This window comes from uncultured Pedobacter sp. (assembly GCF_913776295.1).
Classification (GTDB): Bacteria; Bacteroidota; Bacteroidia; order Sphingobacteriales; family Sphingobacteriaceae; genus Pedobacter.
The window spans coordinates 1-14,217 of record NZ_CAJYOJ010000057.1 but is presented as its reverse complement, the minus strand read 5'-3'; the positions used below and the strand labels follow the sequence as shown (position 1 = coordinate 14,217).

The following is a 14,217-nucleotide window of genomic DNA, read 5'->3' as shown; positions in this document are numbered from 1 at the left end:
TAAATTACAGAATATGTTAAGTACAAATATTAAAGAGGCTACAAAAACTGCACACCAGAACCTGGAAAAACAGGTTGTCTTGAAGTTAAAAGCAATCAGAAACCATGCAGATTACGCAGATTTGCTGAAACATTTCTATGCTTATTTCAGCCATATTGAACAAACCATCAAGCCATATATTACTGGATCTGTCCTTCCCGATTATGAGCAGCGTAGAAACTCGGCTTATATCAAAGCTGATATTTTAGAACTTGGAAGCGATATCTCCGAAATACCTTACACCACTGTGCCAAAAATAGAGAATACTGTGCAGGCCTTAGGCGCGTTATATGTATTGGAAGGTTCGATTATGGGCGGCAGCATCATTGTAAAAATGCTCGAAAAAGTTGGCGTAAACAAAGGCGTTTCTTTTTTCTCTGGTTATGGCGAAGCCACTGGTAAGATGTGGGGCAACTTTATTACCGTTTTAAACGAACAGGCAAAAACGGAACAGGAAGAAGAGCAGGCCATTAAGGCAGCAAATGGAACCTTTGAACATTTCGCCCATGTCTTTAAGAAAGAAAAGGCGGATACGGTTTAATTTAAAGTGACGAGATAGCACGGAAGAAATTGATTCTCCCGGTGACAGGTAGTCGAACAATAGTCTTTTTAAAGCACTGATGATTCGTTTTGATTAGGAGCACATGGCCCGTTTAAATATGGGAGTGTGTTCCGGTCTTTTACTTTTACGCTTCGCTGCCTCGTACCTCGTTGCTGCAGGCTAATGCAGCAGCTTGGGCTAAGTGGCCTCGGCTGCGTTTTATATTAAAGGTGGCAGGGTTCATAAAACTTAGTTCCGAAACCTGAAAGGCAGTATCACAGTTTGACGTTGAGATTCATCGGAGCCATATCGAATGCAGGACTGCATACTGGTAGGCACCGCATTCCACTTGTTCTAAATCAGCATTTATTGCGGTCGCTGAAGTGTCTTAAATAAATTATTCCTATTAATGATCGATTTAAATCATCGCCGTCCTTTAAATTGAAGCGTAGCGAAATGGAGAAATCTTTTGAACTATGTGGAAAGATTTCTCCCTGCCTGTACGGGCAGGCACTGATGTCGAAACGTATCTTGTAAATCTGTCATCAATGCTCCTTTGTATTCGGCAATTCCAAAATCCAGCATTGATCGGGTTATCTAATAAAAGCCGTCACTGCGAGAAGAGCCACGAAGCCTGCTGTCAACAGACTGGCAATCTTTTATGCCAATAAGCCTTGTGATAAACAATAATTTATAAAAGGATCAGCCAATCATACTGATCTTTACGGCACAACTTATTCCTGTAACGGCTAGTAACTATCCCAAAATAGGGCGATGCAATGTAAAAAAATGAAAACATAAAGCCACAAAAGAGATAACAGCCAGTGTGATACAATGAAACCGATTGTATTGTACTATCTTTGTGTTGATCTCTATGGGTGTTTACCGTTCATATTCTGATAGCGAATTGGCATACTTGTTAACTCAGGGTGATGAGCGTGCCTTTACCGAAATTTACAACCGTTTTTACGGACTACTTTTTATTCACGCCAGCAAGCGTCTGAATGATGAGGAAGAAGCGAAAGACGTATTACACCAGTTGTTCGAATCGCTTTGGGTTAAACGTGAACGGGTAGCTTCTGATGGTAACTTATCAGCCTATCTGTATACTGCGGTACGTAACCGTGTACTGGATGTATTTGCACACCAACAGGTAGAAAACAAGTATGTGGTTTCTTTGCAGGATTATATTGACCAGGATCATGTACTGACTGATTATATGGTGCGTGAAAAACAGATGGCAAGGTTAATAGAACAGGAAATTGATGCTTTGCCGCCCAAAATGCGCGAAATTTTTATTTTGAGCCGTAAAGAAAACAAATCTCATAAAGAAATTGCCCTGGAATTAGGTCTTTCCGAGCTAACGGTTAAAACACAGGTTAAAAAAGCACTTCGAATTCTCAGATCAAGACTAGGACTGGTTGTTTATATGGCTTTTTTATTTGAAAATTACCGCTAATCTTCTTTTGGTGTAATTACTTCATGTCTTTTTTTGTTTTATTTAGGCTGCCGGCAAATTATTTAAAAAAAAATAATTTGCTGATACCCCCAGGCCTATACCTTCGCCGTATATACATTAATCAGACCAAACAAATCTTTTTCAATGGAAAAAAATGCTAGAAAGCTTTTAGATAAGTACATTTCAGGTAATTGTACGCCAGAGGAAATGGCTGTTGTGGAAGATTGGTACCTTCAATTGCCTCTTGAAAAAGAAGCGCCCCGTCATTCTGCTATCGAATCTAGCAAGCAAGAAGTTTGGAATCAGTTAAGTTTGGGCAGTAAGTCGTTAAAATTAGCTGCCGTTAAATGGATTTCGATCGCGGCAAGCATCATTTTATGCTTTAGCATTGGGTTATATCTTGTTATGCAACATGATGCTGCACCCTTAACGGCAAAAACCGAATTGAAAAATATACTTCCCGGTGGAAACAAAGCGGTGCTTACGCTGGCAGATGGAACTGTTATTAACCTGGATGATGCGAAAAACGGTCAGATTGCGAGTCAGAGTGGCATTGTGATCAGGAAAGCAAAAAACGGTCAGCTTGAATACATCATTAAAGAAATTCCCAATACAACTGTAACCGGATCAAACACCATTGCTACACCACGAGGCGGTCAGTACCAGGTAACGCTTCCTGACGGAACAAAAGTTTGGTTGAATGCAGCCACAACCTTGAAATATCCTTATGCCTTTGCAAAAAATGAAAGACTGGTGGAGCTGAATGGCGAAGCTTATTTTGAAGTTTCGAAAGATCGCATTCGTCCTTTTAGGGTGAAAACGGCGTCACAAACAGTAGAGGTTTTGGGAACACATTTCAATATCAATGCTTATCGGGATGAAGCTGTTTTTAAAACTACGCTACTAGAAGGCGCCGTAAAAGTAAGTACACCGTCGGGTTCTGTGAATCTCCATCCGGGCGAGCAATCCCTGTTAAATGCAACCAACGAAAGGCTGTCGCTCAATGAGCAGGCAGATATAGACAAAGAAATGGCCTGGAAAAATAATGTTTTTGCCTTTGATAACGACGATCTGCGGAGCATTATGCGCCAGATTTCGCGTTGGTATGATGTAGATGTAGTTTATGAGGGCAAAATTACATCCGAAAAATATGTAGGAGAAATACCAAGAAACAGCAACCTGGCTGAGGTTTTTAAGATATTAGAACTTAACCACGTCCATATCGATGCTAAAGGCAAGGTGCTCACGGTAACAGGAAATTAAATAAGAATGGCTTTCTTAACACAGCCACAAAAATCAACCACCAATTTACAAACTAACTAAACTTTATGATGAAAAAACTACCAGAAATTTAAACGGAATACCTTTTAAAAAAAACCGAAAGCGCGGCAACGCTTCCGGTAGAAATTTGGACAAGCAGCTTGCTTCGAAACCCAGCTGCTATTTTTTAACCTCATTCATAACAAAGGTATGAAATTAACTACCCTTTACAACCCCGTGTGCGACATGCGGAGGGTAAAGACTAAAATTTTATTGGTCATGAAATTGACTGCAATCTTACTATTGGTCGGTGCTTTACATTTGTCGGCAGCCACCTACTCACAAACAGTAACGCTTTCTCGAAGAAAAACCTCCCTTAAACAGGTTTTCAAAGAGATTAAAAAGCAAACAGGCTATTTTTTCTTTTATAAAGGGCAGTTGCTACAGGATAAACCTGAGGTTACGGTAGAGTTTAATAACACATCGCTAGCCGATGCGCTGAATGTTTCTTTAAAAGATCAAAATCTGAGTTATAACATTGTTAACAAAACCATCGTAATCAGCCCGAAAGAGAATTTACCGGTTGTTGCCACGCATGGAGCGGTAAAAATCGAGGTAAGGGGTGTGGTTTCAGATCAAACTACGGGAGAAACCCTTCCAGGCGTTAATGTATCGATTAAAAACGGATCCAGTGTAGGCATCACCAACGAAAAAGGTGAATTCAGGGTCAATGTCGATGATGGAAGCATTTTGGTTTTTAGTTATGTCGGTTATGAGTTATTTGAAACCAGGGTTTCAGGTACTAAAACGTTAAACTTACCGCCAAGATGACCCAGATGAATGACGTAGTGGTTACCGGTTATCAAACCATCAAAAAAGACAATTATACAGGTAATGCAGTAACCATATCCGGAGAACAGCTGAGGAGGGTAAACCCCCAAAATCTGCTGCAAAGTATCGGTACCTTCGACCCGTCTTTTAAACTGATTGATAATAACCTTGCAGGTTCAAACCCAAACCGCATTCCCTCCATCAATGTAAGGGGAGCTTCTGCGCTGCCAAGCGGTGATGGACAGGTGCTGAGAAGAGATGATATTCTGGGAACGGCGAATATGCCGGTTTTTATGCTGGATGGCTATGAAGTGAGCGTGCAGAAAGTATTTGACCTTGATGTGAACCGGATTGCATCGGTCACCTCATTAAAAGATGCAGCTGCAACGGCGATCTATGGTTCGCGTGCAGCCAATGGCGTAATTGTAATTACTACTAAAACGCCGTTAGAAGGAAAACTTCGGGTAGAGTACAATTATGAACTGAATCTGACCGCTGCTGATTTGAGTGATTACCAGGTTTTGGACGCCGCTGAAAAACTGGATTACGAAGTTTTGGCAGGGATATATAATTCTTCAAAACAACAGGTACCACAAGATCAGCTTGACGAGATTTATTACCATAAGAAAGCCAATGTTGTGGGTGGGGTAAATAGTTACTGGTTGTCACAACCACTTCGTAATACCGTAGGCCACAAACATGCACTAAACCTGGATGGTGGCTCCCAGGCATTTCGCTACAATGTAAACCTTCGCTATCAAAACAGGCCAGGGGCGATGAAAGGCTCTGAAAGAGATCAATATTCTGGTGGGATGAGTTTTCAATACAATGTGAAAAAGCTTCAGTTCAGAAATGAATTATCGGTAACACAGGTGGGTGCTACAGAATCTCCGTACGGCGATTTTTCAAATTATGTAAGGATGAATCCCTATTATCCCTTAAAAGATGCCAATGGTATGGCCATGAGGATTTCGGACGTATACGAAAAACAAGACCGGTCAAAAGAATATGTATTTAACCCATTGTTCGATGCCAATTTAAGCAGTTTCAATAAATCTAAATACACCGAAATTATCGATAACCTTTCTGCCGATCTGGAAGTAGCAAAAGACCTGAGGTTAAGGGCGCAGATGAGTTTAACCACACGGGCTAACTCAGATGATATCTTCACCTCGCCACAGGCCAATAAATATTACCTGTATACCACCGATAAAATTGACGAAAAAGGGGAATACACTAACCGGGAAATGAAAGAAACTTACTGGGATAGTAACATCAGGTTAACCTGGTTAAAACAGCTCGGCGGAAATTATTTTAATGCTTTGGTAGGGGTAAATGCCCGTACAGAACTGCGCGACCAAAAAGAATTTACAGCGATTGGCTTTGCTAACGATCGTTTTACCAGTATTGGTTTTGCCAAAGGTTATGCAGAAGATGGAAAACCACAAAGCAGGCTTGAAAAAGCACGTTTATTTGGTTCGTTTTTTACCGTAAACTACTCTTATAAAAATCGTTATCTGATGGATGGCACCGTTCGTATTGATGGTTCATCAAAATTTGGCGTAAACAATAAACTCGCTCCGTTTTGGTCGTTCGGATTAGGGTGGAACGTGCATCAGGAAGAATTTTTAAAGGATAACCCGGTAATTAGCCAATTAAGGATTAAAGCATCTACAGGCTTAACGGGCTCGGTGGAGTTTGACCCTTATTTATCAAAAACTATCTACAAGTACAATACCGGAAACTGGTACTCATCTGGCATTGGTGCCAATGTAAACAGTTATGGAAATGAAAACCTGGGCTGGCAAAAAACCAGAATGACAGACATCGGTATAGACATTGGGCTATTTAAAGACCGCGTAATGATTTTACCGAGGATCTATAAAAAGTTTACCAAAGATATTCTGGCCGACATCACACTGCCACCTTCAACAGGGTTTTTGTCTTATAAAGAAAACCTGGGCGATATGGAGAACAAAGGCGCTGAGCTGGGTATAAATGTTGAGGCGGTAAGAAGCAAAGAGTGGTCGGTAAACCTGAACGCCAATATGGTTACCAATAAGAATAAGGTGGTAAGAATCTCAAATGCTTTAAAGAAATACAACGACAGGGCAGATGAATTACAATCTTTAAAGCCGGGCGACGGCGGTTACCGGGGTATTCCGTTGCTTAGGTTTAGTGAAGGGCAGCCATTTAACGCCATTTATGGGGTACGCTCATTAGGCATCGATCCGGAAAATGGACGGGAATTATACATTAAAAAAGATGGCACGCTGACGTACGATTATGATAAAAGAGATTATGTGGTAATTGGCGATCCTAACCCGAAAGTAAGCGGCTACTTTGGCGGAACCGTGAACTACAGGAGGTTTAGCCTCTATGTACAGTTCCAAACGTTTTTCGGAGGGGATAAATACAACCTTACCCTGGTAGAACGTGTTGAAAATGCCGATCCAAGATATAATGTAGATAAAAGGGTATTTGAAGAAAAATGGAAGCAGCCCGGCGACCTGTCTTTTTATAAAAATATAGCTGATAACGGCGAAACGGATGTTAGCTCAAGATTCATACAACCTGATAACCTGATCAACCTGCAGTCGGTTAACCTTTCTTATGATATGGACAAAAAAATCGCATCCAGATTGTCGATGTCGAGCCTGATGTTCCAGATAACGGCAAATGATGTGCTGCGTTGGTCGTCGGTAAAAGAAGAAAGGGGTATTAATTATCCATTTACCAGGAGTTTAACCTTCTCCATCAGAGCAGCTTTCTAAGCGATATTAATTAATGAATTTAAAATATAAAAATATGAAGATTAGATTGTTGATCTGCCTCATCCTGATAACAGGAGTGATGAGTTCCTGCAAAAAATGGCTGGAAGTTCAGCCCGAATCGGAAATTGCGGCACCAATTCTATTTAGTACCGAAAGTGGTTTTATGGAAGCCATAAATGGTGTATATAACCGCAGTACCGAATCAGATCTCTATGGCAAAGAACTGACGTTCGGTACTACTGAAGTACTGGCGCAAAACTTTTCAATGCGTGATGATGGTCAGGATTACAGGCAAACCTCACTGTACAATTACAAACATGGTGAGTTTATTAAACGGAAAGATAAAATATGGGCTGGTTTATACAATGCAATTGTAAACTGTAACCTGATCCTGGAAAATGTAGATGCTAAAAAGAACATTTTCAGCGGTAGCAATTATGCTATCGTAAAAGGAGAGGCCCTGGCCTTAAGAGCTTATCTGCATTTCGACTTACTACGTCTTTTTGCACCTTCTTATCTGAAAAATGCCACTGCCAAAGCCATTCCGTACGCAAATAAATATACGAAAGAGATTACACCCGTTTCAACCGTATCAGAAACCATCGATCTCGTTATTAAAGATCTGGAAGAGGCTAAGCAATTATTAACGGCCGATCCGATCCGCAGTGCCGGATATATTGTAAATTATCCTTTGGTTACCGATACGCTCAAAAATACCGAAGAGCGGAACCCAAGTCTGTTTTTACAAAACAGAAGGCATCGCTTAAATTATTATGCCGTATGCGGTACACTTGCGCGCGTGTATCTCTATAAAAATGATAAGGCTAAAGCCTTACAGAATGCAAAAGAAGTAATAGACTCCAAAAAATTCCCCTGGACGGCAAAGAGTGATTTTGAAGCCTTCGAAGATTCAAAAAAAGACCGGATTCTTTATAAAGAGCTAGTTTTTGGATGGTATATACCAGGCGCCGCAAAGGAGATTAAAGACAATTGGTTCCAAAGTGGTACCAGGGGCTTTTACCTGATTGAGGACGCTGCAGATTATATTTATGAGAAAGCTACCGCGGGTGCGAGCGATTCGCGTTATAAATACTGGCTGTCTGCTACTTCCAACCAGTCATCACGGTCTTACGACATTGTGAAATACCGCCGGAATCCGCTAAGTGCGGAAGCAAACGCAAACCTGCATTATTTAATGGCTCCTGCCATCAGGCTAAGTGAAATGTATTATATCGCCGCAGAATGTTCATACGCCAGTAATCCTACAGAAGCTGTAAATTACTTAAAACAGGTTCGCGAAGCAAGACAGATCGGTGATCCGCTATCCATCAATAGTGAAGAAGACCTTGTAAAAGAGTTACTTAAAGATGCACGTAAGGAGTGGTTGGCTGAAGGCCAATTGTTCTACATGTATAAAAGGTTAAATAGAGGAATTGTCGGACAGACCGGGGTAATCATTCCGGCTTCTGATAACATTTTCGTACTTCCGCTTCCTAACGATGAGGTGGTGTATGGTGGCAGGTAACACAATTTGAATTTTATTAATAGCAGATTATGAAAATATACATTATAGTATTCGCAATCATTTGCCTGGCTTCCTGTAAGAAAGCAGAAGAAATGCGTTTTGATCATAGTGCAAATGTTTACTTCGATATTTACAATGGAGATAAAGACAGTATCGTAAGAACTTTTGCCTATAACCCTACACTGGCCCAGGATACCGTATGGCTGCCGGTGCGTTTATCCGGCGTCAGGACCGATGCGGATCGTAAATTCAGTGCACGGGTAGATGCGGATTCTTCTACTGCTACGCCCAGTTTACATTACGAGGCTTTAAAACCACAATATTCCATTCTTGCGAATAAAGGAATAGGCTATATCCCGGTAGTGATTTACAATAAAGACAGGCAACTGGAAAACAGATCGGTTTCGATTCTGATCAAATTAACCGGAACACCGGATCTGGGGATCGAAAATCCTTACCTGATTCGCGCCAAAGTAGTATTCTCATCAAAATTGGAAAAACCAGGTTGGTGGGATACCTGGCCTTTGCCGCCTTACTCCAGAACCAAACATGAGTTATTTATTTTGGTAACCGGACAAACTTCTCTCACTACTGACGGACTCGACGCTCCAAAAAACCTGTATTATATCGGCTTACTAACCACCATGTTAAACAATCCATTTAATTGGGTAACCAAAAATGCAACAAAAGGTTATGTTATTGAAGAAGTAACTCCTGGTGATACCAATAGTTATTATTTTTACAACAAGAGTAATCCGGCTAAAAAAACGCTTTTGCGGAAAAATATGCAGAATGGTAAATATTATTTTATAGATGAAAATGGCAATGAGGTTATTTAATTCGAAAAACATGAACATAAAACAATTCATTATACTCATCATCGGTATATTTTCTTTAGCCTCGTGTCATAAAGACCTGGGAAATTACGATATCAATATGCCTGCAGAGCCCAAAGTGGCCAATCTCGATTCTGTTTACACCGCAAATGTGGGAGATAGTTTGATCATTAAACCTAAAATAGAAGGTGCCGATGCCGCGAATGTAGAGCTACAGTGGAAAATCAGTGTAATTGAGGGAAATGATGTTTCCTATACCGGCCCGGCATTAAGGATTATTTTCGGTTTGCAGGCTAAACGATATCCTGCCCGACTTACGGTTTACAATAAAGCAAATGGAATGAAGTATTTCCATAAGTTTTACATTGAGGGGGCGACCGAATTTGCGAAAGGTACAACCGTATTGAGTGTTGAAAATGGAATCACTCAGTTTTCTTTTGTGAAACCGGATGGCAGTGTGCAGGCCCGCTTGTATCGTGCCATGCAAGGGAAAGATTTACCAGCAAATCCTACCAATTTATTCCTGTTAAGGAATACATTTACCGGTGGTACCTTATTAGGTTATTGGATCATTACCAAAAATGGTGGCATCAGGCTCGAGCCCAATACCATGCAGGAAGATCCGAAATATCCCAATACACTAAAGGATAATTTCTTTACACCACCAGATCATCTGGAAGTTGGTTCACTGATTTCCCATCCTCAAGGGGTAATGATGGGCGTTGTAAATGGTAAATTTTACGGCGGTACAACCAGCACCTGGGACCAGGCGGCCACTTATGGCATGTTTGGTTTACCAGCTGACGGTGATTATGAACTGGCTCCGTCTTTTGTGATGAGTTTCACACAATCAGCCACTTATTTTATAGGATTTGACCGTAACAGGAAACAATTTGTGCGGATCAATCTGTATGGTGCACCTGTTTACTTTGGTACCCAATATTCAGTTACCACCAATGTTTTTGATCCGCTGAACGTCGGGATGGATCTTGTGCATATAGAGCAGCTTAACAATGCAGATTGTTTTGCTTATTGTAAAGGAACAGATGGTAAAATTTATGAACTCAAGTTTAACGTTCAGTTTAACGGGCCGTTTACCTTCACTCCGCAGCATAAACGCTTATTTGTGCGCCAGGAATTAATTAATGAGAACACCAAATGGAGCGGTGCCAAAAATGGTGTAATCTACCTAGCCAATGGCGGTAAAGTTTACCGTTATAATCCTGTAAATGAAGAATTAAGGGAACTGGTAACCAGTTTTGCAGGAAAAACCATTTCCATGTTAAAACTAAGTGAAGATGAGGAGACGCTAATGGTCGGGACCGAAGAAACCGTTTCTTTTTTAAACATAGCAACAGGAATGAATGGGGCATTTATTAAAAAGATAGAAGGTATTCCGGGCACTCCTGTAGATATCGCAATTAGAAAATAATTTTCTTCTTGAGGCTATTTAATAAATATATAATTCTCATCCTGAATAATTTATCGTATAAAAATCAATATGAGTAACACAAAAATTTAAATGAATAGTACCGTCATTTCGACTGAAGCTCACCGATTTTTCATCGGTAGCGTAACGGAGAAATCTTTAAAATTTGATTCAATAATCTGTTCCAAAGATCCCTCCCCACCCGCACAGGCGGGCACTTCATATTGCTCTGGTCGAGATGATGATTGTTCTATTGGATTTATGTCAACGTTATCTTGTTGAAGGAAATGTTTGAAATGTGTTAAAAGACATTTATATACTTCATCAAGCGCTTTGCAGGCTAAGTTCAACGTGACAATTCGATTGAATTACAATTAATGATATAGCAAATAAAATTATAAACTTAAAAAAAATACAAATGAAAAATATAAAATTAGTTTTATTAACCCTTTTATGCCCGGCTTTAAGCTGGGCACAAACGCCAAACTTTAGTTTAACCGGCAAAATAGGAACGCTGGGCGCCCCTGCCAAGGCCTATATCGATTATATGGACAATGGCGTAAGTCATGAAGATTCTGTAGCACTGGTTAATGGGAGTTTTAAGTTTACCGGACATATTTCTGGGAATGCCTATGCGCGCATGGCACTGGATCATACCGGTGGCGGTAAAAACAGGGCCGTTTATACCGGTGATGTGATTTACTTTTATTTTGGTAAAGAACAGGTTACCATTAGTTCAAAGGATTCTTTGGAAAACGCTGTTTTTAAAGGCTCAAAGGTATATGAGGAATACGATGCCTATAACAAAGCGATTGGTGGTACTATTATGGCGCTAACCAAAGCGGTAAACATCGATTTTAATAAGGGAACGCCAGAGCAACAAAAAGATACTGCTTACAGGAAAGCGGTTGATTTACGCTTTAGGAAAAATATCCAGAACAGAACAGACAAGCAGTTTCAATTTGCTAAAGAACATCCAACTTCCTATTTCGCATTGGTGGCGCTTTCAGAAGCAGCAGGAAGCAAGGTGGATGTGGCCAAAGTGCAGCCTGTTTTTAACGCATTAAAAAAAGATTACCGGGAAACCGATATGGGTAAAGAACTGGCACAGCGCATCGCCGCAAGCGGTATTACGGCTATCGGAAACCCCGCACCGCTTTTTACCCAGAACAATGTGGTTGGCAAGCCGGTTTCTTTGTCCAGTTTAAGAGGAAAAGTGGTATTGGTTGAGTTTTGGGCAAGCTGGTGCAGTCCATGCAGGGCCGAAAATCCGAACCTGGTAAAGCAATATCAAACGTATAAAGATAAAGGCTTTGAGATTATATCAGTTTCATTGGATCACGTAAAAGAAAATTGGCTCGAAGCCATAGAAAAAGACGGTTTAGACTGGATTCAAGTGTCTGACCTGAAAGGCTGGAACAATGAGGTTGGCCGTTTATATGGCGTTCGTGCTGTACCTGCCAGTTTTCTGGTAGACGCACAGGGCAAAATTATCGGAAATGGCCTCCGCGGCGAACCGTTAAACAAAAAGCTTGCTGAAATTTTCAACTAAGTATCGGCTTAACTGATCTGGATGATGTTGTGGTTAATGGTACGGCTAATGCTGGTTTCATTAAAGTGAAAAGTCAGACTAAGCTTGATGGACCTGTAGATGGCGGTGCCAGCTAAGCATCCGCCCAAAGAAAATCATAAAAAATAATGAATAACTATCTAACGGCCATAACAGCAACCTTCGGGTTGCTGTTTAGCCTAAACGTTACTGCCCAAAAGAAGCAGGTAGCGAAATTTCAGTGTACCATTACCCGGGCAGTTAAAAGAGCCTATCCGGCCAGCGTGCGGATGTGGGGTTTTGATGTACAACAAAACCAAAGGACCAGTGCGCAGTTTAGTGGTGTAGTGGTTAGTGCCGATGGCTACATCTTAACCGCTGCCCATACCATTTTACCGGGTAAAAATTATAAGGTTTTTTTTCCGGACGGGCGCGAGTGTATTGCTCTGGCACTTGGTAAAATAGAAAATAAAGAAACGCCAGGCATTCCTGATGTGGGTTTGATGAAAATTACCGGTAAGGGCACCTATCCATTTGCAGAGATGGGTTATTCTGCCAGTTTGCTTAAAAATGAACCTTGTATCAGTATTTCCTATCCCGAAAGCCTGAACCAAAACTTGCCAACTTTAAGGTTGGGCGTTATTGCAGAAGTTAAAAATGAATATGGTTTTATCCGTTCCACCTGCAAAATGGAACCCGGCGATTCTGGCGGGCCGTTATTCGATTATCACGGCCGCGTAATCGGATTGCACAGTGCCATTGATGTTGATGAAAACATGAATTTCGAGATTCCTGTCGATCTTTACCGTCACTATTGGACTGCCTTAAATAAGGAAACACTTTATACAGCCTTCCCGGAAAAAACAGACCATGTTGAAGATGATCCCATGTCTTTACAGTTGCAGAAAGAAACTGCGCAGAAGGCCCTAAATCCAGATTTTGGTATTCCAAAAATAAAAAATAGCAGTATTACTATTATAAGCAAGACCAAAGGACATACAATGAAAATTGGTGCCTGTTTATTAAATGTTGAAACAGCAAAGGGTTTTAAAAAACAGTTTTTGCTGAGTAAGAATACCATGATTGGAGAAGATGCACAATGTGATATGAATGGAATCAGGGTGCCAGTCAGATTTATTGCAAGAGACCAGGAAAATGACCTCGTTTTATATGCGATAGAACAGCATGCAACGGGAGGGATCGAGTTAAATCTTCAGGACGCTGATACCCTAAAGATTGAAATGGGTAGACTGCTGTATAGTATAGATCCTGATGGAAAGGTGTTAAGGAGTGTTGTAGGCAGTAAGCAATTTAATTTGCCAAAAATAAGTAGCCAGCCTTATTTAGGCGCCATGGTAGTTTACAATTCCAGTCCGGTACAGTTTTCGTTAATTAAGGAAGGCGGCCCGGCCGAAAGAGCAGGAATAAAAGTTGGCGATGAACTGATCAGTATCAACGGAGAAATGATCAAAAAAGCGAATGAATTTGCGCCAGAAATGTTGAAATACTGGGCAGATGACGAGGTTACTTTTGAATGGAGAAATGACACTGGTAATATTAATAAAACGATTAAACTCGATGGAAGGGGACAATCACTTTCCAATCATCCGGCAGACAAATTTGACGGTGGAAAATCGGAGCGAAGAGATGGTTTCAATGCTATTTTTACACATGATGCCGCTATTAAAGCCAGCGATTGCGGATCACCTGTTTTTGATTGGGAAGGAAATTTTTACGGAATCAACATTGCCAGGTTTAGCCGGACAACTACGGTAGTGGTTCCAAAGAAGGCAATTGTTGAATTTGTTTCAAAGTATGTGAGATAGCCTGCATTAAATGACTGAAAACTGTCATCCTGAGGGATAATTTATTGGATAAAAATCAATATGAATGACGTATACATTTCTTTTTTTGCCCCAGGGCTAAGCCTTGCCTCGGCTCGCCGCCGCCGAAGGGCTCTTTCTTTTTGATGTC

Annotated in this window: 10 protein-coding genes; all 10 read left to right on the top strand. The window is 40.8% G+C overall.

Annotation, left to right across the window (positions count from 1 at the left end; genetic code table 11):
- Positions 1-13 precede the first annotated feature (13 nt).
- The 10 genes from QZ738_RS12065 to QZ738_RS12020 all read left to right on the top strand — a co-directional run bounded on the left by QZ738_RS12065 (position 14) and on the right by QZ738_RS12020 (position 14,069).
- A complete protein-coding gene (locus QZ738_RS12065; RefSeq protein WP_293787845.1) occupies positions 14-580 on the top strand; it encodes a biliverdin-producing heme oxygenase in 567 nt (188 codons plus the stop codon).
- 844 nt (positions 581-1,424) lie between these two features.
- Complete coding sequence (locus tag QZ738_RS12060) at positions 1,425-2,039, top strand: RNA polymerase sigma factor (RefSeq protein ID WP_293787843.1); 615 nt, start codon at positions 1,425-1,427, stop codon at positions 2,037-2,039.
- 144 nt (positions 2,040-2,183) lie between these two features.
- On the top strand, positions 2,184-3,302 hold the full coding sequence (locus QZ738_RS12055; RefSeq protein WP_293787841.1) for a FecR family protein: 1,119 nt from the start codon (positions 2,184-2,186) through the stop codon (positions 3,300-3,302).
- Positions 3,303-3,578: 276 nt separating this feature from the next.
- On the top strand, positions 3,579-4,130 hold the full coding sequence (locus tag QZ738_RS12050; protein WP_293787840.1) for a SusC/RagA family TonB-linked outer membrane protein: 552 nt from the start codon (positions 3,579-3,581) through the stop codon (positions 4,128-4,130).
- Positions 4,127-6,904 (top strand): SusC/RagA family TonB-linked outer membrane protein, encoded by a 2,778-nt coding sequence (locus QZ738_RS12045; RefSeq protein ID WP_293787839.1) that lies wholly within the window; start codon positions 4,127-4,129, stop codon positions 6,902-6,904. The genes QZ738_RS12050 and QZ738_RS12045 overlap by 4 nt, the downstream gene beginning before the upstream one ends.
- Positions 6,905-6,938: 34 nt before the next feature.
- Positions 6,939-8,429, top strand: a complete 1,491-nt coding sequence (locus QZ738_RS12040) for a RagB/SusD family nutrient uptake outer membrane protein (RefSeq protein WP_293787837.1) — start codon at positions 6,939-6,941, stop codon at positions 8,427-8,429.
- A gap of 29 nt (positions 8,430-8,458) precedes the next feature.
- The gene (locus QZ738_RS12035; RefSeq protein ID WP_293787835.1) at positions 8,459-9,268 is read left to right on the top strand and encodes a DUF4843 domain-containing protein; all 810 of its coding nucleotides are present in this window, start codon (positions 8,459-8,461) and stop codon (positions 9,266-9,268) included.
- 10 nt (positions 9,269-9,278) lie between these two features.
- The gene (locus QZ738_RS12030) at positions 9,279-10,697 is read left to right on the top strand and encodes a PKD-like family lipoprotein (RefSeq protein WP_293787833.1); all 1,419 of its coding nucleotides are present in this window, start codon (positions 9,279-9,281) and stop codon (positions 10,695-10,697) included.
- A 415-nt stretch (positions 10,698-11,112) separates the two neighbouring features.
- Positions 11,113-12,246, top strand: a complete 1,134-nt coding sequence (locus tag QZ738_RS12025; RefSeq protein ID WP_293787831.1) for a TlpA disulfide reductase family protein — start codon at positions 11,113-11,115, stop codon at positions 12,244-12,246.
- 146 nt (positions 12,247-12,392) lie between these two features.
- On the top strand, positions 12,393-14,069 hold the full coding sequence (locus QZ738_RS12020; RefSeq protein WP_293787829.1) for a trypsin-like peptidase domain-containing protein: 1,677 nt from the start codon (positions 12,393-12,395) through the stop codon (positions 14,067-14,069).
- Positions 14,070-14,217 lie beyond the last annotated feature (148 nt).

Excerpts from the sequence above, each read along its gene's own strand:
- QZ738_RS12065 (WP_293787845.1), top strand. The coding sequence starts at position 14 with ATGTTAAGTACAAATATTAAAGAGGCTACAAAAACTGCACACCAGAAC.
- QZ738_RS12055 (WP_293787841.1), top strand. The coding sequence starts at position 2,184 with ATGGAAAAAAATGCTAGAAAGCTTTTAGATAAGTACATTTCAGGTAAT.
- QZ738_RS12050 (WP_293787840.1), top strand. The coding sequence starts at position 3,579 with ATGAAATTGACTGCAATCTTACTATTGGTCGGTGCTTTACATTTGTCG.
- QZ738_RS12045 (WP_293787839.1), top strand. The coding sequence starts at position 4,127 with ATGACCCAGATGAATGACGTAGTGGTTACCGGTTATCAAACCATCAAA.
- QZ738_RS12040 (WP_293787837.1), top strand. The coding sequence starts at position 6,939 with ATGAAGATTAGATTGTTGATCTGCCTCATCCTGATAACAGGAGTGATG.
- QZ738_RS12035 (WP_293787835.1), top strand. The coding sequence starts at position 8,459 with ATGAAAATATACATTATAGTATTCGCAATCATTTGCCTGGCTTCCTGT.
- QZ738_RS12030 (WP_293787833.1), top strand. The coding sequence starts at position 9,279 with ATGAACATAAAACAATTCATTATACTCATCATCGGTATATTTTCTTTA.
- QZ738_RS12025 (WP_293787831.1), top strand. The coding sequence starts at position 11,113 with ATGAAAAATATAAAATTAGTTTTATTAACCCTTTTATGCCCGGCTTTA.
- QZ738_RS12020 (WP_293787829.1), top strand. The coding sequence starts at position 12,393 with ATGAATAACTATCTAACGGCCATAACAGCAACCTTCGGGTTGCTGTTT.